The sequence below is a fragment of the Asticcacaulis aquaticus genome (assembly GCF_028550415.1).
Classification (GTDB): domain Bacteria; phylum Pseudomonadota; class Alphaproteobacteria; order Caulobacterales; family Caulobacteraceae; genus Asticcacaulis; species Asticcacaulis aquaticus.
On record NZ_JAQQKX010000007.1, the window covers coordinates 81,991 to 108,562 of the forward strand.

25 protein-coding genes are annotated in these 26,572 nt (G+C 62.2%); 9 read left to right on the plus strand and 16 right to left on the minus strand.

The genetic code is table 11. The features are described 5' to 3' along the window. Positions 1-139 precede the first annotated feature (139 nt). The 6 genes from PQU92_RS10080 (at position 140) to groL (ending at position 10,071) form a co-directional block, all read left to right on the plus strand. Positions 140-1,825, plus strand: coding sequence for a methyl-accepting chemotaxis protein (locus PQU92_RS10080; protein ID WP_272748095.1), 1,686 nt, complete (start codon positions 140-142; stop codon positions 1,823-1,825). A gap of 216 nt (positions 1,826-2,041) precedes the next feature. Next, positions 2,042-3,730: a methyl-accepting chemotaxis protein gene (locus PQU92_RS10085; RefSeq protein ID WP_272748096.1), complete on the plus strand. Its 1,689-nt coding sequence runs from the start codon at positions 2,042-2,044 to the stop codon at positions 3,728-3,730. Between the two features lie 241 nt (positions 3,731-3,971). Further along, complete coding sequence (locus PQU92_RS10090; protein ID WP_272748097.1) at positions 3,972-5,450, plus strand: methyl-accepting chemotaxis protein; 1,479 nt, start codon at positions 3,972-3,974, stop codon at positions 5,448-5,450. A 254-nt stretch (positions 5,451-5,704) separates the two neighbouring features. Further along, positions 5,705-7,906 (plus strand): phosphoenolpyruvate--protein phosphotransferase, encoded by a 2,202-nt coding sequence (ptsP, locus tag PQU92_RS10095; RefSeq protein WP_272748189.1) that lies wholly within the window; start codon positions 5,705-5,707, stop codon positions 7,904-7,906. 187 nt (positions 7,907-8,093) lie between these two features. Next, entirely contained in the window at positions 8,094-8,384 is a 291-nt protein-coding gene (gene groES / locus PQU92_RS10100; protein WP_023461702.1) for a co-chaperone GroES, read from the plus strand. 43 nt (positions 8,385-8,427) lie between these two features. Next, positions 8,428-10,071, plus strand: coding sequence for a chaperonin GroEL (groL, locus tag PQU92_RS10105; protein WP_272748098.1), 1,644 nt, complete (start codon positions 8,428-8,430; stop codon positions 10,069-10,071). A 167-nt stretch (positions 10,072-10,238) separates the two neighbouring features. Here groL and PQU92_RS10110 read toward each other — a convergent pair whose 3' ends face one another. The 8 genes from PQU92_RS10110 to PQU92_RS10140 all read right to left on the minus strand — a co-directional run bounded on the left by PQU92_RS10110 (position 10,239) and on the right by PQU92_RS10140 (position 14,515). Beyond that, positions 10,239-10,622 carry a DUF3916 domain-containing protein gene (locus tag PQU92_RS10110; RefSeq protein ID WP_272748099.1) on the minus strand — a complete coding sequence of 128 codons (384 nt, stop codon included), beginning with the start codon at positions 10,620-10,622 and terminating at the stop codon, positions 10,239-10,241. 158 nt (positions 10,623-10,780) lie between these two features. Continuing rightward, positions 10,781-11,152 carry an endonuclease domain-containing protein gene (locus tag PQU92_RS10115; RefSeq protein WP_272748100.1) on the minus strand — a complete coding sequence of 124 codons (372 nt, stop codon included), beginning with the start codon at positions 11,150-11,152 and terminating at the stop codon, positions 10,781-10,783. Between the two features lie 164 nt (positions 11,153-11,316). Then, entirely contained in the window at positions 11,317-12,342 is a 1,026-nt protein-coding gene (locus tag PQU92_RS10120) for an alpha/beta fold hydrolase (RefSeq protein ID WP_272748101.1), read from the minus strand. A 102-nt stretch (positions 12,343-12,444) separates the two neighbouring features. After that, positions 12,445-13,005, minus strand: a complete 561-nt coding sequence (locus PQU92_RS10125) for a DUF3916 domain-containing protein (protein WP_272748102.1) — start codon at positions 13,003-13,005, stop codon at positions 12,445-12,447. Between the two features lie 2 nt (positions 13,006-13,007). Beyond that, complete coding sequence (locus PQU92_RS18885) at positions 13,008-13,283, minus strand: type II toxin-antitoxin system RelE/ParE family toxin (RefSeq protein ID WP_368407102.1); 276 nt, start codon at positions 13,281-13,283, stop codon at positions 13,008-13,010. A 9-nt stretch (positions 13,284-13,292) separates the two neighbouring features. Next, complete coding sequence (relB, locus tag PQU92_RS10130) at positions 13,293-13,574, minus strand: type II toxin-antitoxin system RelB family antitoxin (protein ID WP_272748103.1); 282 nt, start codon at positions 13,572-13,574, stop codon at positions 13,293-13,295. A 123-nt stretch (positions 13,575-13,697) separates the two neighbouring features. Further along, positions 13,698-14,174 carry an SRPBCC domain-containing protein gene (locus PQU92_RS10135; RefSeq protein ID WP_272748104.1) on the minus strand — a complete coding sequence of 159 codons (477 nt, stop codon included), beginning with the start codon at positions 14,172-14,174 and terminating at the stop codon, positions 13,698-13,700. Beyond that, positions 14,171-14,515, minus strand: a complete 345-nt coding sequence (locus PQU92_RS10140; protein WP_272748105.1) for an ArsR/SmtB family transcription factor — start codon at positions 14,513-14,515, stop codon at positions 14,171-14,173. Before PQU92_RS10140 ends, PQU92_RS10135 begins: the two co-directional genes overlap by 4 nt. Positions 14,516-14,709: 194 nt before the next feature. Here PQU92_RS10140 and PQU92_RS10145 point away from each other — a divergent pair, with 194 nt between their 5' ends. Both PQU92_RS10145 and PQU92_RS10150 read left to right on the plus strand, forming a co-directional pair. Next, complete coding sequence (locus PQU92_RS10145; protein WP_272748107.1) at positions 14,710-15,108, plus strand: hypothetical protein; 399 nt, start codon at positions 14,710-14,712, stop codon at positions 15,106-15,108. A 3-nt stretch (positions 15,109-15,111) separates the two neighbouring features. Further along, the gene (locus PQU92_RS10150; RefSeq protein ID WP_272748108.1) at positions 15,112-15,660 is read left to right on the plus strand and encodes a hypothetical protein; all 549 of its coding nucleotides are present in this window, start codon (positions 15,112-15,114) and stop codon (positions 15,658-15,660) included. Between the two features lie 78 nt (positions 15,661-15,738). Here the strand turns inward: PQU92_RS10150 and PQU92_RS10155 are convergent, their stop codons facing one another. Beyond that, a complete protein-coding gene (locus PQU92_RS10155) occupies positions 15,739-17,589 on the minus strand; it encodes a polysaccharide lyase family protein (RefSeq protein ID WP_272748109.1) in 1,851 nt (616 codons plus the stop codon). 130 nt (positions 17,590-17,719) lie between these two features. Between PQU92_RS10155 and PQU92_RS10160 the strand changes: the two genes are divergently transcribed. After that, complete coding sequence (locus tag PQU92_RS10160) at positions 17,720-18,094, plus strand: hypothetical protein (protein ID WP_272748110.1); 375 nt, start codon at positions 17,720-17,722, stop codon at positions 18,092-18,094. Positions 18,095-18,128: 34 nt separating this feature from the next. On the opposite strand, the gene PQU92_RS10165 is transcribed toward PQU92_RS10160, so the two are convergent. From PQU92_RS10165 to zwf, 7 genes are all read right to left on the minus strand, one after another. Beyond that, positions 18,129-19,721, minus strand: coding sequence for a sodium/sugar symporter (locus PQU92_RS10165; protein WP_272748111.1), 1,593 nt, complete (start codon positions 19,719-19,721; stop codon positions 18,129-18,131). A 96-nt stretch (positions 19,722-19,817) separates the two neighbouring features. Continuing rightward, positions 19,818-20,864: a LacI family DNA-binding transcriptional regulator gene (locus PQU92_RS10170; protein ID WP_272748112.1), complete on the minus strand. Its 1,047-nt coding sequence runs from the start codon at positions 20,862-20,864 to the stop codon at positions 19,818-19,820. A gap of 25 nt (positions 20,865-20,889) precedes the next feature. Continuing rightward, positions 20,890-21,519, minus strand: coding sequence for a bifunctional 4-hydroxy-2-oxoglutarate aldolase/2-dehydro-3-deoxy-phosphogluconate aldolase (locus tag PQU92_RS10175; RefSeq protein ID WP_272748113.1), 630 nt, complete (start codon positions 21,517-21,519; stop codon positions 20,890-20,892). 61 nt (positions 21,520-21,580) lie between these two features. Further along, on the minus strand, positions 21,581-22,555 hold the full coding sequence (gene glk, locus PQU92_RS10180) for a glucokinase (RefSeq protein ID WP_272748114.1): 975 nt from the start codon (positions 22,553-22,555) through the stop codon (positions 21,581-21,583). A gap of 1 nt (position 22,556) precedes the next feature. Continuing rightward, positions 22,557-24,371 carry a phosphogluconate dehydratase gene (gene edd / locus PQU92_RS10185; RefSeq protein ID WP_272748115.1) on the minus strand — a complete coding sequence of 605 codons (1,815 nt, stop codon included), beginning with the start codon at positions 24,369-24,371 and terminating at the stop codon, positions 22,557-22,559. Between the two features lie 25 nt (positions 24,372-24,396). Further along, positions 24,397-25,170, minus strand: a complete 774-nt coding sequence (pgl, locus tag PQU92_RS10190; RefSeq protein ID WP_272748116.1) for a 6-phosphogluconolactonase — start codon at positions 25,168-25,170, stop codon at positions 24,397-24,399. Then, positions 25,163-26,566 carry a glucose-6-phosphate dehydrogenase gene (gene zwf / locus PQU92_RS10195; protein ID WP_438263819.1) on the minus strand — a complete coding sequence of 468 codons (1,404 nt, stop codon included), beginning with the start codon at positions 26,564-26,566 and terminating at the stop codon, positions 25,163-25,165. The genes pgl and zwf overlap by 8 nt, the downstream gene beginning before the upstream one ends. Positions 26,567-26,572: the final 6 nt, after the last annotated feature.

The window sequence follows — 26,572 nt, forward strand, 5'->3', positions numbered from 1 at the left end:
GTCTAAACGAAACGCCGTCCTGTTCATTCAGGGCGGCGTTTTTGATTTACAGCGCATTAACCGTCCCCGCCTAAGCTACCGCTAACAAACAAAAATGCAGGGCCGTCCGTCTTATCGGACAAGGAAGCGGGAGTATTCCATGAATTTCGACCACTGGCCGCTCAGGGCCAAGATGGGCGCACTGGTCTCGGTCATGGGGCTGGTCGCCATCGGCGCCGTGCTGTTCGCGCTGATGCGCATGGGGCAGATCGACACGACCTATACCCGCATCGTCAACGGCCCGGACAAGGCCATGGTCTATCTGGCCCGCGCCACGCGGCAGATGGCGTGGACCGAACGCGCCATGTACAAGATGCTGGCCTCGACCACCCCCGACGATATCAAGGCGTCGGAAGAGGCCATGACCAAGGCCTTCGTCAAGTTCACCGAATATGCCGACCTGGCCGCCACCGCCCTGGCCGGACGTGCGACCGACATCCATACCCTGCGCGACACCTTCAACCACGCGGTCGAGACCACCTGCGCCCCCGTCATGGCACAGGCCCGCGCCGGTCAGCGCGAGACGGCGCTTGCGACCATGACCGCGACCTGCGGCCCGGCGATGAACGTCGCCATCGAACAGGCCAAGGTTATCTTAGAGGGCACCATCACCGCCACCGACGCTCAGGCCGCTGCCGCGACAGCCGCCGCGAAAGCGACCATGTGGACGACGCTGGCGATCATCCTCGCCGGGATGGGGGTGGTCCTGACCGGTGCCTTTGTGCTCATCCGCCGCAGCGTCGTCGATCCGGTGCGCGCGCTCAACGCCGCCATGAGCCGCCTCGGCGACGGCCACTACGACCTCGACATCCCCGGACGCCACCGCAGCGACGAGTTGGGGGCCATGGCCACGGCGCTCGACGGTCTGCGTCAGGGGCTGGCCGACGGCCACACGACGCGTCAGGCCGCCGAAACTGCCCGCAACGCCGAACTGAACCGCCTGAGCCGCGAACGCGGCATCGTCGAGCGCTTCAATGGCCGCATGATCGATCTGGCCGCAGGCTTTGTACGGGCGTCCGCCGAAATGTCCGAGGCCGCGCAATCCCTGTCGACTACCGCCGAAGAAACCGCCCGTCAGGCGCAGGTCGTGACCGGGGCGGCCGAAGCCGCCGCCGCCAACGTGCAGACTGCCGCCGCCGCGACCGAGGAAATGTCGGTTTCCGTCCGCGATATCAATCAGCAGGTCGGCCGCGCCGCCGTGGTGGTGGATGAGGCCTCCGCCGAGGCGAACCAGACCCATACCGAAATCCAGTCGCTCAGCGCCGCCGCCCAGCAGATCGGTGAGGTGGTTAGCCTGATCAACTCGATCGCCGCCCAGACCAACCTTCTGGCGCTCAACGCCACGATCGAGGCCGCCCGCGCGGGCGATGCAGGCAAGGGCTTTGCCGTCGTCGCCACAGAGGTCAAGTCGCTGGCGACCCAGACCGCGCGCGCCACCGAGGACATCGGGCGCAAGGTCGCCGAGATCCAGACCGCGACGCAACGCACCGTCGCCTCCATCGGACGCATCGTCGGCACGATCGAGGAAATCCGCTCCAATTCCGGCAATGTCGCCGCCGCCGTCGAGCAACAGGGCGCCGCGACGAACGAAATTGCCCAAAACACCAGCCGCGCCGCCGAAGGCACGCAGTCGGTAACCGAAAACATCCTCGGCGTCGGGCGCGCGGCGGAACAGACCGGCGCGGCCTCGTCGCAGCTCATGGCCCTGTCCGGCGACCTGTCGGCTCAGGCCCACGCGCTTCAGGCCGAAATGGACGGCTTTCTGCGCGACCTGAACGCCGCCTGACCAGAGCGATATGCCGAAAAGTGTCAGCGGTTTTCGGCTCCAATATCGCGACAAAGCTAGCCTGTGGAAAAATATGCGCGTGAAACCGATTGCACGACCGTTTCAGGCGTTGGTTTTTAAGTCACGGTTAACCGTGTTTTTCTATCCTGAATTGCGATAGGCGGTTTCTCCTGTGGATGAACCGTGACGCCACAGGCCAGCAGTTCGGAGTACCCCATGTCGTTCAACAATATCCCCATGATCGGCAAGGTGCTCTCCTTGCTTGCCCTGCTGGCCCTGCTCGGCATCGGCGCGGTGGCCTTCGCTGCCTTCCAGATGATGGACATCACGCAGAAATACGATGAAGCGCTACAGGGTCCCGCCCGCGCCAATGTCGCCCTCGCCCGCGCCGGGCGCCACGCGGTATGGACCTCGCGCTCGATCTTCAAGCTGGCCACCTCCGAAACGCCCGAGGGGCGCGCCGCCTCCGAAGCCGATGTCAAACAGGGGCACGCCAGCTTCAACACCGAAATGGACACGGCGCTGGCCGCCATGCCCGAACGCAAGGCCGAGATCGAAGCGCTGCGTCAGGCCTATCTCAACGTGATGGATACCGTGTGCTGGAAGACGGTCGATCTGGGCAAGGGCGGGCAATCCGCCGCGGCCCTGAGCCACATGAACGCCGAATGCGGCCCGCAGCTCCTGACCATCATCACCGGCATCTCGAAAATGGTCGACGAAACCGTCGCCGCCAACGAAGCCCTGGTCGCCCGTCTAAATGCTCAGGCCGACGAAGCTGTCACCCTGTCGATCGCCGTCGGGGCCATCGGCCTGATCGTGGTCATGGGCCTCGCCGTCTGGCTGACGCGCGGCAGTATTTCCGGCCCGCTGCGCCGCCTGACCGACACCATGTCGTCGATGGCGCACGGCAAGCTCGATATCGAGGTCGGCGGCGGTCAGCGCAAGGACGAACTGGGGGCCATGGCCCGCACGGTCGAAATCTTCCGGCAGGGACTGGCTGAGACCGAACGCCTGCGCGAAGAGGCGGCCGATACCGAAAAGGCCAATGCCCAGCGCCTGCGTACTGAGCGCAACGCCATCGCCGACCAGTTCCAGTCGAGCATGGGTGCCCTGGCCGAAGCCTTTGCCCGCTCGTCGGTCGAGGTGTCGGACGCCGCGCAATCCCTGTCGGCCACTGCCGAGGAAACCGCCCGTCAGGCGCAGGTCGTCTCCGGCGCTGCCGAGGAAGCCGCCGTCAACGTCCAGACGGTTGCCGCCGCCACCGAGGAAATGTCGGTCTCCGTCCGCGACATCAACGCTCAGGTCTCGCGCACCGGCACCGTCGTCGGCGAGGCGTCGGGCGAGGCCGGTCGCACCCACGCCGAGATCCAGTCGCTCAGTGCCGCCGCCAACCAGATCGGCGAGGTCGTCAGCCTGATCAACGACATCGCTTCGCAGACCAATCTGCTGGCGCTCAACGCCACCATCGAAGCCGCCCGCGCCGGTGACGCCGGCAAGGGCTTCGCCGTCGTGGCGTCGGAGGTCAAGACCCTGGCCACGCAAACCGCCCGCGCTACCGAGGACATCAGCCGCAAGGTCGGTGAAATCCAGACGGCGACGCAACGCACGGTCGCCTCCATTGCCCGCATCGTCGACACGATCGAGGAAATCCGCGCCAATTCCGGCAATGTCGCCGCCGCCGTCGAACAGCAGGGCGCGGCCACCGCCGAGATCGCCCAGAACACCAGCCGCGCGGCCTCGGGCGCGCAACAGGTGACCGAGAACATCTTCGGCGTCGGGCGCGCCGCCGAAATGACCGGCGCGGCCTCGACCCAGCTCATGGCCCTGTCCGGCAACCTGACCGAACAGGCCCAGGCCCTGAAAGGCGAGGTCGAAACCTTCGTCCGGCAACTGCGCAGCGCCTGAACCCGATAGCCAGTCGATTCGACCGGAAGGGCCTTGCGGCAGCGTTTATGCACCTTAACGGCGACAACCGTACAGTCTCGTATAGTGGAACGTGCATTTTACGAACGAAACCGGCAATTATGGTTAAAAAACACCGCAGAGGCGGCTTTTGTAAACATATCGTTCACCCTTTCCGCGGCAACTTGACATCCATTCGCAGTACAACACCGTACGCAACCACCGCACCGATGGATCGCACCCCATGCTGTTTGCCAATGCCGATATGGCCTCGACCCTCGCCGCCCTCAACGCGGCTCTGGCCGTGATCGAGTTCTCGCCGTCCGGCGACATCCTGACGGCCAATGACAATTTTCTCAGGACCATGGGCTATACGGCAGGAGAACTGCGCGGCCAGCACCACCGGCTGTTCTGTGATCCCGCTTTTGCCGCCTCAGACGCCTATCGCCGCTTCTGGGCCGATCTGGCCGCCGGTCGGCAGCAATCGGGGGAGTTCAAACGCTACGGCCGCGACGGATCGCCGGTCTGGCTGCAGGCCTCCTACACTCCGGTACGCGACCGTCAGGGGCGGGTGACCAAAATCCTCAAATGTGCCGCCGACATCACCGGGGCGAAATCGACCGCGCTGGACCATGCGGGGAAGATCGCCGCCATTTCACGCTCTCAGGCGATCATCGAATTCACCCCCGACGGCACGGTCCTGACGGCCAACGACAACTTCCTCAAAACCATGGGCTACCGCCTCGACGAGATCGCGGGCCAGCCGCACAGCCTGTTCTGCGAACCCGAATTCGTCCGCTCGCGCGACTATGCCGACCTGTGGCAGTCGCTGCGCGCCGGACAGTTCGTCGCGGGCACCTTCAAACGCATCGGCAAGGGCGGTCGCGAAGTCCATATCGAAGCCGCCTATAACCCGATCTTCGACGATACCGGGGCGGTGGTGAAGGTCGCCAAATTCGCCACCGACGTGACGGCTTCCGTGCAGCGCCGCCTGCGCAACGACGCCCTGAGCGGTGAGATCAACGACGATCTGGGCGGGGTGGTCGACCGCATCAGCGACGCCAGCCACATGGTGACCGGGGCGTCGGGCGCCTCAACCGAAACCGGGGCTATCGTCAATTCGGTCGCCGCCGCCGCCGAGGAACTGCGCCAGAGCGTGCAGGAAATCTCCGGCAGCATGGGGCAGGCCCGCGCCGCCGTGCAAAACGCCTTTACCCAGACGGAGAAGGTCAACCATTCCGCCGGGAACCTGACGCGCACCACCGAGTCCATGGGCAGCATCGTCACCTTCATTCAGGAAATCGCCTCTCAGATCAACCTGCTGGCGCTCAACGCCACCATCGAGTCGGCGCGCGCCGGTGAGGCTGGGCGCGGCTTCGCGGTCGTCGCCACCGAGGTCAAGTCGCTGGCCAACCAGTCCTCGGCCTCCTCGGCCCGCATCGCGCAGGAAATCTCGAACATGCAGGGCGTCGCCGACGAGGTGGTGAGCGCCCTGAGCGAGGTCACCACCCAGATGACCCTGGTGCTCGACAACGTCATCGCGGTGGCGTCGGCCATCGAGCAGCAAAGCACGGTGACGCAGGAAATCTCCGGCAACATGCACTCTGCGGTTACCGCCGTGCAGGAGATCGAGCAAAGCCTCGGCCACATCACCACGACGTTTGAGGCGATCACCCATGCCTCAGGCGAGGTGAAACGCCGGGTCGAAACGCTGGTGGCGTAAACCTTTCTTATACCTCCCCATCAAAGATGGGGAGGTATGAATTTCAGAGTCACTTCTGTTTATTTCTTCTATGTGAACCGTAAAGTCTTCGTGACTTGTCTTGCCCTTCCCGCCTCTATAGACAGCGCCTCATATAATTTCTTATTATGTAAGCGTATTTTCAAACGGCTGATGGGGAGCAAGATCAGGTGAGTCCAAGCCTCGTTCAGGGCGCGCGCGGACAGCGCGGCCTTCTGCGGCAAATCCGCGAGGTCATGGCCGACGGGTCCAGCGCACAGGCGCGTCTGGACGGCGTCGTCGCCATCATCGCCGGATCTATGGTCGCAGAAGTCTGCTCGATCTATCTGCGCCGCACCTCCGACGAACTGGAACTGTTCGCCACCGAAGGTCTGAACCGCGACGCCGTCCACAATACGCGCCTGCGCCTGACCGAAGGTCTGGTCGGTGAGGTCGCCCGCTCGGGTCAGCCGCTGAACCTCAACGACGCCCCGTCGCACCCCAGCTTCTCGTACCGTCCGGAAACCGGCGAAGACCCGTACAACTCCTTCCTCGGCGTGCCGCTGCTGCGCGGCGGGCGGACCATCGGCGTCCTCGTCGTGCAGAACATGGCCTTGCGCCAGTATCAGGACGAGGAGGTCGAGGACCTCCAGATCATCGCCATGGTTCTGGCCGAAATGGTCACCGCCGGCGATCTGGTCGGCGGCGCAGAACTGAAAGACATCGAACTGGCCCCGCAAAAGCCCGAGCGGCTCAAGGGGTCGAGCTTCGCCGACGGCATCGCCATCGGGGTCGTCATCCTGCACGAAGTGGCCGTGACGCCGGATCACCTGCTGTCGGACGACGCGGTGGCCGAAGAGGCGCGGATGCTGAAGGGCATCGGCGACCTGCGCGACCAGATCGACGAAATGTTCGAAGGCCAGCACGGTCTGTCCGGCCCGACCTTCGACGTGCTGGAAACCTACCGCATGTTCGCCCACGACCGCGGCTGGACGCGCAATCTGGTCGAGGCCGTGCGCTCGGGCCTGACCGCCGAAGCCGCCGTGGAACGCGTCCGCAACGAGCAACGCGCCCGCCTCAACAGCGCGCGCGACGCCTATATGCGTGAGCGCCTGCACGACCTCGAAGATCTGGGCAATCGATTGCTGCGCGTCCTGGCGGGCAAGAACACCATCGCGCGCGAAATCCCGGAAAACGCCATCCTCGTCGCGCGCGACCTCGGCCCCGCCGACCTGCTCGAATACGACCGCAAGCGCCTGAAAGGCATATTGCTCGAAGAAGGCTCTGCCGCCAACCACGCCGCCATCGTGGCGCGTGCCCTGCAAATCCCCTGCGTCGGGCGGCTCGACCGCCTGCGCGACAAGGTCAATCAGGGCGACGTCGTCGTGGTCGACGGCGAAACCGGCGAATCCTATCTGCGCCCGCGTCAGGACGTGCTGGAGGCGGCCAATGCCCGCATCGACATGCGCGCCGCCCGCCGCGCCGAGTTCGACAAGCTGAAGGACGTTCAGGCCGCTACCCGCGACGGCCACCGCATCTCGATGCTGATGAACGCCGGCCTTGAGTTCGATCTCGAACTGATGAGTGAAACCGGCGCCGAAGGCATCGGCCTGTTCCGCACCGAGTTCCAGTTCATGGTCTCCGAGGACCTGCCGCGCCTCAAGCGCCAGACGGAGCTCTATACCCGCGTCCTCGATCTGGCGGGGGACAAGCCGGTCACCTTCCGCACGCTCGATCTCGGCGGTGACAAGATCCTCCCCTATATGGAAACCGAGCGCGAGGAAAACCCGGCGCTGGGCTGGCGCGCCATCCGCATGGGCCTCGACCGCCCGGCCCTGCTGCGGATGCAGGTGCGCGCCCTGATCACCGCCGCCGCCGGGCGCGAACTGCGTATCATGTTTCCCATGGTCGCTTCGGTCGACGAATTCCGTCAGGCGCGCGAATATGTCGATGTCGAATGCGCCTGGGCCAAGCGCCGCGGACGTCCGCTGCCCAGCGTCCTGCGCGTCGGCGTGATGATCGAATGCCCGTCGCTGCTGTTCCACCTCGATGCCCTGCTGCCGATGGTCGATTTCGCCAGCGTCGGCACCAACGACCTGACGCAGTACCTGTTCGCCGCCGACCGCACCAATCCGCGCATGTCGGATCGCTACGACATCCTGTCGCCGCCGATGCTGCGCGCCCTGTCGATGATCCAGAAGGCCGCCGACGATTCCGGCACGCCGGTCTCGGTCTGCGGTGAAATCGCAGGCAAGCCGCTGGAGGCCTTCGTGCTGATCGCGCTGGGCTTCAACCGCCTGTCCATGCCGCCCGCCGGGATCGGTCAGGTCAAGCGGATGATCCTGTCGCTGGATCGCGAGACGGCGTCGAAGGCCATCCAGAAGATGATGAACACCTCCTACGGCTCGCTCCGCAGCGAAGTGCTGGCTTTGGCGCGCAAGCTGAATGTGAGATTGTAACGCCGTCCTCCCTACGCCGTGGGGAGGAGGGAGATCACCCCGCACCGCATCATAAAAATTTCGCGGAATAACAGCGGCCACAACCTTGACTCTCACGCCGCCCCGCCCTACCTCAGGGGCGCATTGGCACTCACCACGGGTGACTGCTAACACCGCATTTCAAAAACCGTAAACCGGAGATACCCCAATGAGCTTTCGTCCCCTGGGTGACCGCGTGCTGATCAAGCGCGTCGAAGAAGAAGCCAAGACCAAGGGCGGGATCATCATCCCCGACACCGCCAAGGAAAAGCCGCAGGAAGGCGAAGTCGTCGCCGTCGGCCCTGGCAACCGTAACGAAAAGGGCGAGCAAGTCGCCCTCGACGTCAAGGCCGGCGACCGCGTTCTGTTCGGCAAGTGGGGCGGCACCGAGGTCAAGCTTGACGGCGAAGACCTGCTGATCCTGAAAGAGTCCGACATTCTGGGCATCGTGACGCGCTAAGCGCTCCGTTCCCGACCCAGCAATCCTCAAGGAATAAAAGACAATGGCTGCTAAAGACGTACTGTTTTCCTCGGACGCGCGCGACAAGATCCTGCGCGGCGTCAACATCCTCGCCAACGCGGTGAAGGTGACCCTCGGCCCCAAGGGTCGTAACGTGATCCTCGAAAAGTCCTTCGGCGCCCCGCGCTCGACCAAGGACGGCGTCTCGGTCGCCAAGGAAATCGAACTGGCCGATAAGTTCGAAAACCTCGGCGCGCAACTGATCCGCGAAGTCGCCTCGAAGACCAACGACAAGGCCGGTGACGGCACCACCACCGCCACCGTTCTGGCCCAGGCCATCGCCGTCGAAGGCCTGAAGTCGGTCTCTTCGGGCCGCAACCCGATGGACCTGAAGCGCGGCATCGATAAGGCCGTCGCCATCGTCATCGCCGAAATCAAGGCCTCGTCGAAGCCGGTCACCTCGAACTCGGAAATCGCTCAGGTCGGCACCATCTCGGCCAACGGCGACACCGAAGTTGGTCAGATGATCGCTGACGCCATGGCCAAGGTCGGCAACGAAGGCGTCATCACCGTCGAAGAAGCCAAGACCGCTGAAACCGAGCTGGACGTCGTCGAAGGCATGCAGTTCGACCGCGGCTACCTGTCGCCCTACTTCGTCACCAACCCGGACAAGATGGAAGCGGTTCTCGAAGACCCGTACATCCTGATCTTCGACAAGAAGATCTCGACGCTCCAGCCGATCCTGCCGATCCTCGAAGCCGTCGTGCAGTCGGGCCGTCCGCTGCTGATCATCTCCGAAGACGTCGAAGGCGAAGCGCTGGCGACCCTCGTCGTCAACCGCCTGCGTGGCGGCCTGCGCGTCGCTGCCGTGAAGGCGCCGGGCTTCGGCGACCGCCGCAAGGCCATGCTGGAAGACATCGCCATCCTGACCGCCGGTCAGGTCATCTCCGAAGACATCGGCATCAAGCTTGAGACCGTGACCCTCGACATGCTGGGCCGCGCCAAGAAGGTGACGATCACCAAGGAAACCACCACCATCGTCGACGGCGTCGGTGAAAAGGCCGAAATCGAAGGCCGCGTCGCTCAGATCAAGCAACAGATCGAAGAGACGACGTCGGACTACGACAAGGAAAAGCTGCAAGAGCGTCTGGCCAAGCTGGCCGGCGGCGTCGCGGTCATCCGCGTCGGCGGCTCGACCGAAGTCGAAGTGAAGGAAAAGAAGGACCGCGTCGACGACGCCCTCAACGCGACCCGCGCGGCCGTGGACGAAGGCATCGTTCCGGGCGGCGGCACGGCGCTGCTGAAGGCCTCGAAGAAGCTGGCCGATGTGACCGGCGACAACGACGACCAGACCGCCGGTATCGCCATCGTGCGCCGCGCGCTTCAGGCGCCGATCCGTCAGATCTCGGAAAACGCCGGCGTCGAAGGCTCGATCGTCGTGGGTAAGATCCTGGAATCGGACGACGCCTCGTTCGGCTTCAACGCCCAGACCGAAAAGTACGTCGACCTGGTTGCTGACGGCGTCATCGACCCGGCCAAGGTGGTTCGCACCGCGCTGCAAGACGCCGCTTCGGTGTCGGGCCTGCTGATCACGACGGAAGCCGCCGTGGTCGAAAGCCCGAAGAAGGACGCAGCTCCGGCTATGCCCGGCGGCGGCATGGGCGGTATGGGCGGTATGGATTTCTAATCCACGCTTCACAGCCTCACAAACGGAAAGAGCGGGTCGCAAGGCCCGCTCTTTTTTGTTTCAGAGCACTTCGCTGTAGATCCAGACCTCTCGCGTCTTTTCATAAGGCGGATCAAACGTGTCATCACGCCAATAGGTACGGTAGCCGCGTTCTTCAAACTCTTCCGTTACACGCAGACCATAGGATTCAAAAGGCTCCGTGAGGGGGGCAAGGGTATCCACAGGTCATCAGGATTATGCCGCTCGGCAAACCTCTGCCAGTAGCTTTCATCGAAAAAGATATGCACGCCGCTATCGAACAGTTTCGGCAAGGTCAGGATAGCGGTGACCCGCGTGCCTTGTGCCGTGTCAGGCTTTTGGCTCCGCATATTGACGGCAGCCTTTAGAACCAGATCGATATAACGCCGCTGCGTATGCCGCGACGAATGCGGCAAATTGACCAGACTCCCGGTCACAGGTGTCTTCCAGCTATCGAAACCGGCTCCGCGCGGGTGAGTATCCGGCCATTTGTCCGCAAGGGTATCCGACCAGAGCTTCAGGTCCCGCAGCATGGTTTTCGTGCGACTGCTGTGCCGGTAGGACCGGCGTCTAGCGAACATATCTACATAGTGCTTATTCATAGTCATTTCATATCTCATACCTCCCCAACTTGTTGGGGAGGGGGACCGCACGAACGAACGCAGTGAGTGAGATGTGGTGGTGGGGGTTCTTACTTACTTGCCCGCAGCGCCGCTCGCTCTGACGCCAGCAGAATCACACCATCCGCAGCTGCATCCGGATCGCGATAAACGTCAGCCGCCGGGAGACGGTAAATTTCAAGTCCTTGGGCTCTGAGCCATCTTTCGCGGATGGCATCTTTTTCGGCTTGCGCATTTTCGCTATGAACCGCGCCATCTACCTCGATGACCAATCGCGCTTTGAAGCAATAGAAGTCGAGAATATAGGGCCCCATCGCGTGTTGGCGTTTAAAGGTCAAACCCTGTGTACGTGATTTCAATCGCTCCCAAAGCAGCCATTCAGGCTGTGTCAGAGCTTTACGCATTTGACGCGCCAAAGCTGTTTTGCGCGTAACCTCTATCATTGCGCTCCCCAAGCAAGAAACCCCACCACCGCATCTAGCGCTGCGCGCGTCGTGCGGTCCCCCTCCCCATCAAAGATGGGGAGGTATAGATTACGCCGAAACCAGCGCCTCCAATTGCGAGAACGGCTCGTCGAGGTCTCTGGTCGCGCCGGAAATCACGGACCCTACTTTGTACGCACGTCGGCAACCGTCTGTTCAATGGCGTCGATGACCGCCTTCGGCTGATTAATCTGGATATAGTGACGGCTGTCGGGAACCACGATATGGCGGCCCCGCCTTGACAGGGCGGCGAGCCTGGCATGCGCGGCTATCCACTTGTCCTCGTTTTGCTTATGCTGATCCGGAGTGTCCCCCGGCCTTAAGGGCATATTGCCATGCGTCAGGATAATCAGCGGCTTATCGCCGAATTGAGGGTTGAGGGCGTCAATTTGAGCCGTATTCACGGAGATCCAGCTTGGCGCTGACGGCGTCATGCTCTGAATCTCCGAAATTTTGGTGCTGATGGTCACGGGGTTCGCCTGCTGCAGTTTGTCCGTGCGCCGCAGGACGTCGTCAAGCGATCGGTTTTCACGCACACAGGCTTTGGCGGCATCCGTCTTCGGTTCCTGCAACTCGCCAGACTTCGCCAGAGCAAGGCACGCCGCTAAAGGTGCCCACGGCGGTGGGGGTTGATCCGTCGGATCCAAAGGCGCCGGCCACCTGCCCATGTCCGCATAAGACGGGTCGACCAGAACCATAGCCGCAACATCGGCGGGATATTTTCCCTGCAAACCTACGCCGTAAAGACCCGCAACCGAATGGCCGACATAGATAATCGGGCCGTCCGTTCCCATAGCCCTGAGCAACAGGTGGATGTCTCTGGCCGTCGCGTTGACGTCCGACGCGCCCGGCGGCGGATCGGAAAAGCCATAGCCGGCGCGATCATAACTGCAAGCCCGCGTTGTCTTGGCGACCTCACCCTGGACATAACGCCACGACGCCGTCGTATCACCGCTGCCTGCATCGAAGAGAACCGTCGGCGTGCCCTGACCGAGGCAGAACACATTAAGGCGGCGATGGCCGTCGATGACGACCAGGCGCTGCGGATGAGCATAATTTTCGGACTGGATCGCGGGTTGCTCGGCAAGAGCGCCTGCTGCCACGAAGCTCAATGTCAGCGCGACAAAAACCGACGTTTTCACTTTGCGCATTTTCCCCCCGGCTCAAATGTAAATCATCCCTAAGGATGATCTGTGTCTCCTGTTAATAACTTAATACTGACGTTATTAAATAACAAGGCCGCTCTTTTTTGTTCAGAGCACTTCGCTGTAAATCCAGACCTCTCGCGTCTTTTCGTAAGGCGGATCGAACGTGTCATCGCGCCAATAGGTACGGTAGCCGCGCGCCTCAAACCCTTCCGGTACACGCAGACCGTAGGATTTCAAAAGGCTGCGCGAGGGGGGCAAGGGTATCCACAGGTCATCCTGATGGTGCCGCTCGGCAAACCTCTGCCAGTAGCTTTCGTCGAAAAAAATATGCACGCCGCTATCGAACAGTTTCGGCAAGGTCAGGATAGCGGCGACCCGCGCGCCCTGTGCCGTGTCAGGCTTGTGGTTCCGCATATTGACGGCAGCCCTCAGGACCAGTTCGATATAGCGCCGCTGCGTATGCCGTGACGAATGCGGCAAATTGACCAGACTCCCGGCCACAGGCGTCTTCCAGCTATCGAAACCGGCTCCGCGAGGGTGAGTATCCGGCCATTTGTCCGCAAGGGTATCCGACCAGAGTTTCAGGTCCCGCAGCATGGTTTTTGTGCGCCACCGCCGGTAACGGGATAGATCGCCCGCAAATATTTCCATGTAACGCTTGGCCACTCCTAAAACCCTTTCATCCGCGCTGCATGTTTGAGGCGCAGGATTTCAATGCGGAGAGGCCGTGTTTTCACGTGATAAACAGCGATATAGTTGTGGTGGATTACCAACTCTCTTGTACCGGTTATCCGTCCGGTACGGCCTCTCCGCGGATAATTCCGTAACGCCTCGATCGAGGCTCTCAACTCCTGCCCAAAGCCGGTAGCGCGATCAGGATTGTCCTGAGCGATATACCGAACAAGTCCCAGAAGATCATCAACGGCTTGAGGCCGCCAGTCCACGACTAGTCGTCAGGCACCGCATTTCACGCCTGCGGCATGACGTGCGATTTCGGTATCCATCATAGCCATAACCTCGTCATGAGGAATACCGGGACGCGGGTCGTCCAGCGCGTCCTGAACCTGCTGACGGAACCATGCATCGTAATCCGAGGAGTCTGATTTTAGCTCCACATAGTCGCGCATCACATCACTGAGAACATCGGCCACAGAACGACCTTCGGCTTCGGCGACAGCACTGAATACCTCTTTCAGGTCTTCGTCGATCTGGAAGGTGAATTCGGCCTTACCCATGATGACTCCGCATTCAGGCGCGATATCAGGAAACTTACCTGACGCGATAAATATATCATACCCCTGTCATACGCCAAGAGGTCTGCGGTATGGTCCTTATCAAGATAAGCAGCGTAGCATAGCCTATACCGAAACCAACGCCTCCAACTGCGCGAACTGTTCGTCGAAGCCGCTGGTAGCGCCGGAAATCATCGCCTCGTCCAGCGCCTCTTTCGACGGATAGAGATCGTGCCAGACCACCACCGTCTGCTCGTCGCGGTCCTCGAAGGTCACCGTGGTGACGGCCCCCGCCTCTTCGCCACCTTCCTCGTTGGTCCAGACGATACGGGCGTTCGGCACCACGTCGAGATACCGACCGAAGAAGGCCATAGGTTCCGGCATCGACGGATGGCTGATGACCAAACGATAGGTGCCGCCGGTCCGCACGTCCATCTCGCACGACAGGATGGTCATGCCGAACGACTTCGGCGTCCACCAGCGCCGGAACAGTTCCGGATCGCTCCACGCCTTGAAGACGATATCAACCGGACCATTGACGGTCCGCGTCACCACGAATTCGCGCTCGGACGTGCGTTGGGTGGTCGTTTCCGGTGTCGTCATGTCGGGTTTCCTTGTTTCAGTTCCTGCACGATTGCATCCAGCGCGTCGAAGCGCTCGGTCCATATCCGGCGTTGTTGGTCGATCCATGCCGCCTCGGTTTCCAGCATACCCCGCCCCAGCCGACAGATGCGCACGCGCCCGACCTTCTCGGTCGTCACCAACCCCGCCGCTTCCAGCAGGCTGACGTGCTTCTTCATGCCCGTGAGCGTCATGTGAAAGCGGTCGGCCAGATCGCTGATCGACGCGTCCGCCCGGCCAAGCTGCTCCAGCACCCCACGGCGCGTGGGGTCCGACAGGGCGGCAAAGGACGCATCGAGGCGATGGGATATATACTGAACCATTAAGTTCAGTATTAGCGTAAAAAAGAGATGACGGCAAGACAAACCTTTCCCCATTCGACGACCGCACTACACATATCGCAAAAACGAAAGATCGCCCCTTTTGGAAGCGGTAAATTCTTAGCCCCAAGCGCCAAAGATTGACAAAAACCGCGTTCTGTAAATAACTGGTCACAAAGACATTTCAGGGGTCGATCATGAAGACAAAAATCTTTTCCGGTCTGGCGCTTGCAGGCGCAGCCCTCGCCATAGCGGGCATGGCCTTCGCACAGAGCGGCTATTCCAAGTGGTACTATCTGAACGGATCGAGCGGCGTCGACGTCTATTATTCCGTGCGCGTCGATCAAAGCGAAATCCGCGTCATGTGGAAGTGCGTCAATACCACCTCGACGGCTAAATCCTGTTCGGTCGGCGCCGGTCAGGAGAAAATCTACTTTTGTCGCGCCAACGGTAGCGGCGTCGGCTCGACCAATTCGCTGGGTGAACGCGCCACGGTCAATGCCAATGCGGAATACGTCTTCCCGTCGGACTTTGCCTGTCGCGGCCTTGGGGCGACCGAGGTCCAGCCGTCCGTGCGCATCTCGATCGAAAACTGAGTCATGAAAACACTTTTCTGTGCGGCGGCGCTTATCCTGACAGCCCCTGTCGTTCACGCTCAGGAGGCGATTCTTAAATGTGCGTGGGATGCGGCTGAAAACCCGCAACTCAGAATTAATGCCAGCACCGACTATTACCGTATTTCGCAAAATAGCTGGAAGCAGTGGAACCCGACGACCCGCACATGGACCGATAAGCCCTGCGTCAGCCTGTCGCCATTCGACAGTAATGGTCCCGGCATATACGCGGAACCTAATGTTTATAAACTCACCTGCGCGGTAGACATCACCGGGTCAGAATATGGTTTCACCCTGACCGGAGAAGCCATTTCATTCGCCGCCAGCGGCCATGTTGTCAGCAGCACCTCCGGCAACTATTTCATTCGCATCAATCGTATGGACGGCAGTGCGGCACAAAAAACCGTACAGGAACAAACGATCCCCTCCACGGGCAAATCGTCCTCCATGAACATCGTCGGCTATGGTAAATGCGAAAAATCTGTCGATCCGGCGACCATCGAGCCGCCGCCCGCGCCCAAGCCGATCATGTGATTGCCCATCTGTTTAGCCTCGCCGGAACACAAACTCTGTTCAGGATAACGGCGCGCCGGCCCTACCGGCTTCTGATACCTACTTCACCTCAAGCCGGATGGCGTCGTACATGACCTGACCGGGGGCGCCGGTGCCGGGGGCCTGATCGTCGTCGGCCGCCGCGTCCGACGCCGCCTTGACCAGCGCTGGATCGAAGACCTGACCGTCGGCGTGGCGGAACGTCAGGTCGTTATCGCCTTTCAGCAGCTTCGCGTCGAAGGTCAGGGTCACGAGGTTATAGTTCTGGTCCTGCATCCCGCCGCGATAGCCCGCCGTGCCGGTCTTGGGCAGGCGGATCGCCCCGATCTCCTGCCCATTGATCGCCACGCGCACATCCGTCAATTTTCCCTTCGCGGGCTGGGCGGAGGCAATCCCGATGGTCAGGGTCGCCTGCCCCGTCTGCGCCGGGGCGGTGAACCGCAGGTGCCATGAAGGCTCCTTCATATACCAGGACCATTGCGCGTAGTTCCAGTCGCGCGCCGCCACGCTCTTGCCCACAGTGAAGTCGACATCGTTGGGGAATTGCTGCGGGTAGAGGGTGAACATCTGATAGCCGCGCGACGCATCACCATTGCGGAACTCCGCCGCGCGCCGGTCGAAGCTCCCCAGTTGCCACAGGGTCTTGCCGTGCATCTCGCGCGCCCAGTTCAGCGTTCCGGCATCCTGCTCGCCTGCCTTTATGGTGACCGTCTTTCCGATGAAATCCGTCGGCTGATCGGCCCCCGTGACGCTCAGCGCATAGGTGCCCGGCGCGATGCCCTCGATGCGGAATTGCCCATCGGCTGAGATACTACCCCAGTAGTTATAGCCCTTGACGCTGTCCGGCCACGGCGTATTGACGTCGGACAGAATGACCTTTGCCCCGCCCGCCGCCGCGCCGTTCAAACGCACCTTGCCGGTCAGGCTACCGCGCGTTTTCGCATAGTCCGGCGCGGTGACGAAGCCATAGGGCCACTGCGCTTTTTCGGCGCTCAGTTGCCGGTCGATATCGGTCCACAGAGCCTGCGGCGACGCCCCCTGATTGGCGTAGATCAGGAACGGGCCGTAGACCTTCGACCATGTCTCACCGGCCTGCACATCGACCGATTTCGCGCCGAAATGCGCCGATTGCAGGACGCGCAGCAGCACGTCGTCGTGGACGGTCTGACCCTGCTTGATCGGCCCGCCATTGTGGTATTCCGGCGAAGGCTCCAACATCCAGATGCCGCGGCTTTTGTCGTTGCTCACCGCCAGCGTCCCATAGGCGGGCACCTCGCCCCAATAAACCGAATTGAGATATTTCGTCTTCACCGTCCCGTCGGCCAGCCGGAAGGTGGCGTCCATCAGCTTCGAGACCACCTCGGCGCGCGGAATGCGGATCAGGTTGTCGCGCGACACGCTCCACACGTTAAAGACATCCGGCGAGGTGCGGACAACAAACCGCGTCTGCCACAGCCGTGCCGCAGGCATATCCGCCGCATGACGGAAGACGACATAGGCATAGAGGCCGCTCAGACCGTCCTTCATGACGTAGTGACGCTCGGCGCGGAAGCCGAAATGCTCGGTCGGACCGCTGGTGACGGTCACATCGGCCTGAGCGGGTGTGGCGGCCAGCGCAACGGTCGTCTGGTCCGGCGACGGGCGGTAATAGCCCTTCTTCGGCGGCGTCGTGGTCGTAGGGCCGATGGCTTCGGCATTGGCGTCCCAGTAGATCTTCTGGCCCTTTTGCACCATCTCGACCGGCCCACCGCGCAGGTCTTTAAACGACACTACGTCGCCATTGGCGTCGATCACCGCCTCGATCAGCCCGTTATTCAGCTTGACGCGGCCATCGGTCTTCGTCGCCGTCACCTCCGCCAAAGCCACGGACGGCAGGAGACAACAGAGGGCGACAATCATCAGGCGTTTCATGGATTATCCTTTGCGTTGTCCGTCAAACGCCGAGGCGATGATGATCCGTCTCAGCCTGTCGAAACTTTAATGGGACAAAAAGCCTCGAATCTGCAAGAACGTTGTTCTTTTATCTCATAAGGGGGTTTGCATGATTTCGCGTTGGTTTCTGCGTCTGGCCGTCGTGTTCGGCCTCATCGGTATGGGCATGGGTGTCGCGATGGGCGCGACGCACGACTTCGTTCTGGCGCCGGTCCATGCCCATATCAATCTGGTCGGCTGGGTCGGCATGTTCCTCGCCGGACTGTTCTATGCCGCAAAGCCCGAAGCGGAGACGACACTGGCCAGGGTGCATCTGGTCGGCCTGACGCTCGGCCTGTGCCTGCTGGCACCAGGCATCGCCGGGGCGGTTCTGGGGATTGCCGCCCTGACGCCGCTGGCCATCGCCGGGTCGATCGTCACCTTCGCCTCGATGGCGCTGTTCGTGGGGATCGTCTTCCGCCACACCGGTCCGGCGAAGGCATAAAAAAAAGCGCCCCGCAAAGGGCGCTTTTTCATTTCTACCACAGCGTCACATAGAGCGCCGTCAGGATCAGGATTACCCCGACCCCCAGAATATTGAACGCCGTCGAGGTCTTGAAATTGACCCCTTCCAGCGTCAGGGTCGAGACCGGCTTTTTGTTCGGCACGATCAGCGATACCAGCACGCAGAGTGCTAGCGACGCCCCGAAGACCCAGCCGACGCGGTCCATGAACGGCACGTCCGGCAGGACGTACTTGGCCGCCGTCGACAGGATGACCGAGGCCGCCACGGCGACGAAGGCCCCCGCGGTCGAGCAGCGCTTCCAGAACATGCCCAGCGCGAAGATCACCACGATCCCCGGTGTGAAGAAGCCGGTGAATTCCTGAATGAACTGGAAGGCCTGATCGGTTTTGCCGAGCAGCGGCTGCGCCACCGCCATGGCCACGACCACCGCCACGACCGAGGCGATACGCCCGATGGTGACCAGCTTCGCATCAGGGATGTCCTTGCGCAGCGGCGCCACGACATCGAGCGTGAAGATGGTCGAGATCGAATTGATCTTCGACGCCAGCGACGCGACGATCGCCGCGACCAGCGCCGCGAAGACCAGACCCAGCAGACCGTTCGGCAGAAGCTGCATCATGGCCGGATAGGCGTGGTCGGCCTTGGGGATATCCGGCGCGAGGATGAGCGCGGCCAGCCCCGGAAACACGACGATGACCGGCATCAAGAGCTTGAGATAGGCGGCGAAGGCGATACCCTTCTGGGCTTCACCGATCGACTTGGCGGCCAGTGCGCGCTGGATGATGTACTGGTTGAAGCCCCAGTAGGAGATGTTCATGATCCACAGACCGCCGACCAGAACAGCGATGCCGGGCAGGTCCATATAGTGCGGGCTGTCCTTCGACAGGATCATGTCGAAATGCTCGGGGAACTTCGTATGGAGGGTTTGCAGACCGCCCATGACGCCCGCCTCGCCGCCGATCTTCGAGAACGAGATGAAGACGATGATCAGGCCACCGAGGATCAGCAGGGCCACCTGCACGATGTCAGTCAGGGCCACGGCCTTGAGACCGCCATTGATCTGATAGGCCAGGGCGAAGACGCCGATGGCGATGATGGCGTAGATCGGCTCGATACCGGTCACACCCGAAATCGCCGTCGCCCCCAGCCACAGGATCGAGGTCAGGTTCACAAACACATAAAGCACCAGCCAGAAGATGGCCATCAGGTACTTCACGCTGGGGCCGAACCGCTGCTGCAGGAAGCCCGGCATGGTCATGACGCCGTTCTGGATGAACACCGGCAGGAAGTATTTCCCCACGATGATCAGGGTGATCGCCGCCATCCATTCGTAGGAGGCGATGGCCAGACCGATGCGGAAACCCGACCCCGACATGCCGATGATCTGCTCGGCCGAGATATTGGCGGCGATCAGCGACGCCCCGATGGCCCACCACGGCAACTGATTGCCGGCGAGGAAATAGCCCTTGGACGAGACTTCTTCGTTGGTTTTACGGCGCGAAACGACCTGCGCCAGGATGAAGATGCCGACGATATAGGCCAGCACGATATAGATATCGAGATCGGCCAGTATGTTCTTGCCCTCGGGCAAAAGACTGGAAAGCATGGACGCCCCCTGAGGTTGCAGCGGTCTTTGCGCCGCCAATTATCACACAATTAACCGATATTGCCGGTTTGGCAATCGATTTAAAGTGGTGGAGCTTCAGAGTTTGCGCACCGACTGGCGCTCGATCAGGCGGAACGGCAGGATCTGCTGGGCGTCCGCCGCCCCCTCGCCCGTTTCGCGGCACAGGAGGATATCGGCGGCGGCATAGGCCAGCGCTTCGGCGGGGTGGCGGATCGTGGTCAGGGCGGGCCAGATGCGCATGGCACCGGGCACGTCGTCGAAGCCGCAGATCGAGATATCTTCGGGAATGCGCAGGCCCAGCTTGCGCGCGCTGGTCATCACCCCCAGCGCCATATAGTCGCTGGACGCGAAGATCGCCGTGGGCCGCGTCGGGGCCGAGAGGATGGCATCCCCGGCCTCGACGCCAGATTCATAAGAGAAATAACCCTGCCCGACGCGTTCCGGCGGCACGGTTAGTCCGGCCTCATCCATGGCGCGACGGAACCCCTCATGACGCAGATGGCTGGCCCCGTGGTCGGGGTGGCCGAGCACAAAGCCGATATCCGTATGGCCCTGCGTCAGCAGGTACTGCGTCATCTCGTAGGCGGCCTTGCTTTCGTTCATGGCGACCGTCGCCGACCGTTCGGGCGCGGTGACCGACGAGACGCGGACATAGGGCACGCCCGCCGCCTCGATGGCGTCCAGCACCACCGGCATGTCGCACAGCGGCGGCGTCAGTATGACCCCGTCCAGCCGGATCGTGCCCAGCAGGTTGGTAATGCGCTGCGCCAGATCCGGGGCCTGACTGTCCTGCGGTTCGATCAGCAGGTGATAGTTGGATTCGCGCGTCCGCCGGATGACGCCGCGCTGCATGTCGTTGATATAGTTGGCGTTCGGGTTATCGTAGAACAGGGCCAGCAGGAAGCTGCGCGACCCGGCCAGGGACCGGGCCAAAAGGTTCGGACGATAGCGCAGGCTGTCGGCGGCGGCCTGCACCTTGTCGCGGGTTTCCTGCCGCACGTTCGGTTCGTTGTTCATGACGCGCGAGACGGTCTTGATCGACACTCCAGCCAGACGCGCCACGTCATTGATCGTGGATGCGCCGCCGACGCCAGTGTGGGATCTGATACTGTCTTCCGCCATGCTCAGGCACCGGCCTCCAAAGGTCTTACGCGCTGAACTTGGCCACGGCGTCGGCCGCCAGCTTGGTGATCTCGGCCCAGTTGCCGTCCTTCATCGCCTTTTCCGGGGCGACCCACGATCCACCGACGCACAGGACGTTGTCGAGCGCCAGGAAGTCGGCGGCGTTGTTCAGGCCGATGCCGCCCGTCGGGCAGAACTTGACCTGCGGCAGCGGGCCGCCGATGCCCTTGAGCATGGGGATGCCGCCGGCCGGCACCGCCGGGAAGAACTTCAGGCGGGTGAAATCCCACTCCAGCGCCTTCATGACTTCCGAAGCGGTCGAAACCCCCGGCAACAGCGGCAGCGAATCCTGTTTGGCGAGGCTCTTGGTCAGGCCCGGCGACACGCCGAACTTCGCGCCCGCCTCGGCGGCCTTTTCGGCGTCCTTCGGCGTCAGCAGCGTACCGGCACCGACAATGGCCTCCGGGCGCTCTTTCGCGATGAGTTTGATGGCGTCCAGCGCGCAGTCGGTGCGCAGGGTGATTTCCAGTACCCGGATGCCGCCCGCGATCAGGGCGTCGGCCAGCGGCAGAGCCATCTCGATGTCGGGAATGACCATGACCGGCAGGACGGGACCGGTGGTCATGATGGTGTGAACGTCGAGCGGCTTGGACATGGTGGCATTTCCTTATGGGGTCAGCGCTCCCCGTTTAGCAGGGAGAAGTATTGCGTTGGGTCTAAGCCCTTATCTCCCGCTCCGTCAAGGCGTTTGCCGCCCCGACCAGCGCCGGATAGGGATGGGTGATGACCCGCGACGGTATCGACTCGACCAGAGTCGCCATCGGGGCCTTGGCCTCCATGCGGGCGCGAAAACGCCCCTCATCGAGATATTTGATCAGCTTGGGCGTAATGCCACCGGCGATATACATGCCACCAGTCGCCCCGTGCAGCAGCGCCAGATCGCCGCAGACCGAGCCCAGAATGTCGAAGAAGGTCTCGACCGTGTAGCGCGACCCCTGCGCATCCGGACCGTCCAGATTGGTGATCTGGGCCGGGGTGAGGTCGAGCGTCGGCTCGCCGCGAACGAAGGTGATCGCCTCGTAAAGATGGACCAGACCCGGGCCGGACAGAACCATTTCGATGGTCACCCGACCGTATTTCTTCGACAGGAACTTATGGATATCGCGCTCGAAATCGTTGACCGGCGCCCAGCTGGCGTGGCCACTTTCGGTCGACAGGCAGGTGCGCCCCTCCACCAGCACCGCTGCGCCGAAGCCGGTCCCCGCGCCCATCACCGAAAGGGTTTTGCTCTCACCTTCGCGCACCGTGCCCAGCAAATGGCAGTCGGCGTCAGTGAGGTGCGGCAGGGCATAGGCGATCGCCGCCAGATCATTGATCAGCCGCGTCGTCCGGGCCCCTGTGCGTTTCGCCAGCTCGACCTCCGATACCACCCAGTCGAGATTGGTGAAGTGGATCTCGCCATCGACCACGGGTCCGGCGACCGCCAGAACCGCAAAATCGAGGTCGGTCTGCCCCCCCGCCTGTTCGAAATAGGCGTCGATGACCGCGTAGAGATCGGGGTAGTCGTCGGTCTCGAAAACCTTGACCCCGCTTAGCGTCGCCGTACCGCCCGCCCGTTCGGCGATGGCGAAGCGCGCATTGGTGCCACCGATATCGCCGACCAGTCCGCGAAAGGTTTCAGGCCCGGTCATCTTACCAGAACACCGAACCGCCGGTGACGGCTTCGCCGACCAGACGCCGGAACGGGGCGAACAACTCGCGCCCCAGACCATCGGCTTCCGGCGGTCGCGGGGCCGGGTCGCGCGCCAAAAGTTCCGCCGCATCGCCAAGGAAGTTGAGCGCCCCGTTTTCGCAATCGACACGCACGATGTCGCCGCTGCGCAGTTTGGAAATAGGGCCGCCGTCGACGGCTTCGGGTGTCAGGTGGATGGCCGCCGTGACCTTGCCGCTGGCCCCCGACATGCGACCGTCGGACACCAGCGCCACCTTGCGCCCCTGATCGAGCATGGCGGACAGCGAGGGCGTCAAACTGTGCAGTTCGGGCATGCCGTTGGCCTTGGGGCCCTGGAACCGCACCACGCAGATGAAGTCGCCCTCAGGCAGGTTCCCGGCCTTGAAGGCGGCCAGAAAATCGTCCTGATCGTCGAAGACGGCGCATGGCCCTTCGACATATTGGTGCTCGGGCTTCACCGCCGAGACCTTGGTCACCGCGACGCCGAGATTGCCGGTCAGTTCGCGCAGGCCACCTTCGGGCGAGAACGGGTTCGACACCGGACGCAGGATGTTTTCATCGAGCGACCGCACCGGGCTGTCCTGCCAGATCAGCTTGCCGTCTTTCAGCGTCGGCTCCTGACCGTAGGCGCTCAAACCCTTGCCCCAGATGGTGTTGACGTCCTCGTGCAGCAGCCCCGCCGAGAGCAGTTCGCGGATCACGAAGCCAATGCCGCCCGCCGCGTGGAAGTGGTTCACATCCGCCGAACCGTTCGGATAGACGCGCGCCAGCAACGGCACGACCTTCGACAGGTCGTTGAAATCTTCGGGCGTCAAAAGGATACCCGCCGCCCGCGCCATAGCCGGCAGGTGCAGGGCGTGGTTGGTCGAACCGCCGGTGGCCAGCAGGCCCACCACGCCGTTGACAATGGCGCGCTCATCGATGACATCCGCCATGCCGATGGGGTCTTCAGACAGGGCCGAGGCCTTGGCCGCACGTTCGACAGCGGCGCGGGTCAGGGCGTCGCGCAGGTCGCCGCGTGGCGGCACGAAGGCCGCACCGGGGACGTGCAACCCCATCATCTCCATCAGCATCTGATTGGAATTGGCCGTGCCGTAGAAGGTGCAGGTGCCTTCGGCGTGGTACGACGCCATCTCAGCGGCCAGCAGGGCGTCGCGCCCGACCTCGCCCTTGGCATAGGCGGTGCGGACCTTGGCCTTTTCCGGATTGGGCAGGCCCGACGACATCGGCCCCGACGGCACGAAGATGACCGGCAGATGCCCGAAGGCCAGCGACCCCATGACGAGGCCCGGCACGATCTTGTCGCAGATGCCCAGACACAAAGCCGCATCAAACGCATCGTGGGTCAGGGCGATGGCCGTGCCCATGGCAATCACATCGCGCGAAAACAGCGAGAGTTCCATGCCCGGACGACCTTGCGTCACCCCGTCGCACATGGCGGGTACGCCACCCGCAACCTGCGACGTGGCCCCCGCATGACGGGCATAGTCGAGGATCTTTTCCGGATAACGGTAATAGGGGGCGTGCGCCGACAGCATGTCGTTGTACGAGGTCACCACGCCGATATTGGGTACCTTATCCAGCGCCAGAGCCAGCTTGTCGTTTTCCGTCATCGGCGCCGCGATGTGCGCATAGTTGGCGCAGGACAGTTTCTTGCGTCGCGGCTCGCGCAGCCGGTAACGGTCGACGCGCGCCATATATTCGGCACGGGTGGCTTTGGAGCGCGCGATGATGCGCTCGGTGACGGCTTTCAGGACGGGATTCAACTCGGTCATTTTTTTATATTTCCTCCCCTTGGTTTCAGGGGGCCCAGATTATATCGACAGGGCCGGGATATTGACTGAAGAACGCCCCTATCGGAGCCCACTGCGGATCAGGATTCGCGATGGCCGCAGCTAAAGCACTGAGCTTGGCCTGCCCGGTGATGTACAGCACGATGCGGCGCGAACGGTTGAGCGCCGGAACCGTCAGGGTGATGCGCGGTAGCTTCGGCTCGGCCCCAGTTTCGGAGGCCGCGACGGGTAGGACCAGCATATCGCTATCGTAAACCTCGTCGTTAATCGGGTGGCCCGGAAAGATCGAGGCGTAGTGTTTGTCCCCGCCCATACCAAGCAGGGTCAGGTCGAAAGACGGTACATCTTCGCTCAGGTTACGCAACATCGTTTCCGCTTTTTCGGAACAAATGGCTAGGTTGCTTATATCCTGAATCAGGCTGAGGAAGGTCATGCCTTTTTCAATCACCGTCGCTGCGGCCTCGGCCATCATCTTGCTGTTGGATGAGGCATCATCGAGCGGCACAAAGCGCTCATCGACCTGAGACAGGGTCACCTTGTCCCACGCCAGATCGAGCGTCGAAAGCTGTTCATACACCGGCTTGGGCGTGCCGCCCCCGGCCCCTATCCACAGCGCCTTGCCGCGCTCGGTTATGGCCGTAGAGAGCGCATTCTCAATGAGACGCAATACAACAAACACGGCACCGTCCGGGTCATCATAGACACGAACATTGACGGTCCCCGCAGGCCCTTCAAGCGGATAGACCCTGTTCCAGCGTGACTGAAGGATCTCCTCAGTCATTCCACACCCGCTTATCGCGCTCCAGCAGCATGTGCGCGCTGATCGGTCCGTTCGAGCCCGCCGGATAGAGCTGCGGTTTCGGATAGGCTTCGGCCCACGCCGCCGAAATGCCGTCGATCCACGTCCATGCGGCCTCGACCTCATCCCGACGCACGAAGGCCGCATTATTACCGTTCAGCGCATCGAGGATCAGGCGCTCATAGGCGATGCGGCGACGCGACGGCTTATCGCCGTTCGAATCGAAGGCATTGGTGAGCGACAGCGACAGATCGAGCGGTTGCAATTGCATCCCGTCGGCGCTCAGGCCGGGGGCCTTGTTCATGACGGTCAGCTTGATGTCTTCGTCGGGTTGCAGACGGATAACCAGCCGGTTCGGCTGCGCCGCCGCCCCGAAGATCGAGTGCGGCACGGCGCGGAACTGAATGACGATCTCGGTCGTCCGCGACGGCAACGCTTTACCCGTGCGCAGATAGAACGGCGTGCCGGACCAGCGCCAGTTGGCGACCTCGGCCTTGATGGCGACATAGGTTTCGGTATTGGACGGTGATCCTTTTTCGGCCTCGTAGCCGGCGACCTGATGGCCCTCGGCGAAGCCCGCGCCGTACTGACCGCGCGCCGTGACCTCCTTCACCACATCAGCGGTGATCGGTTTCAGCGAGCGCAACACCTTGACCTTTTCGTCGCGCAGGGCGTCGGAATTGAAGTTCGACGGCGGCTCCATGGCCAGCAGACAGACCAGTTGCAGCAGGTGGTTCTGCACCATGTCGCGCAGGGCGCCGTAGTCGTCGTAATAGCCGAGGCGGTCGCCGGTGCCGACGGTTTCCGACACGGTGACCTGAACGTGATCGATCGACTGCGCGTTCCACAGCGGCTCGAACACCGTATTGGCGAAGCGCAGCGCCAACAGGTTCTGCACCGTTTCCTTGCCCAGATAGTGGTCGATGCGGAAGGTGCGCGTCTCCTCGAACGCATGGGCGACCGAGTCGTTGATCACCTTCGACGAGGCCAGATCACGGCCCAGCGGCTTTTCGATAATGACGCGGTTCGGCGCGCGACTGAGGCCTGCGGTTTCCAGATGCTCGCAGATCGGCTTGAACAGGGTCGGCGATACCGACAGGAAATAGACGATATCGAGGGTGTCGATGTCGCCCAATTCGGCCTTGAGTTTGTTGCCCCATTCGGGGTCCGAGGCGTCGAGCGCCACGTGGCTGACGCGCTTCAGGAACCGGTCGAGCGTCCCGTCTTCGAGGTCTTTGTTGATGCGCTTTTCGATCGCGCCCTGAACCCGGCCGAGGAATTCCGTTTTGGCCACGGCTTCGCGGGCAACAGAGACGACGCGCAGATCGTCCGACAGGAACCCGTCCTGATCGAGCATGGCCAGAGACGGCCACAACATGCGCAA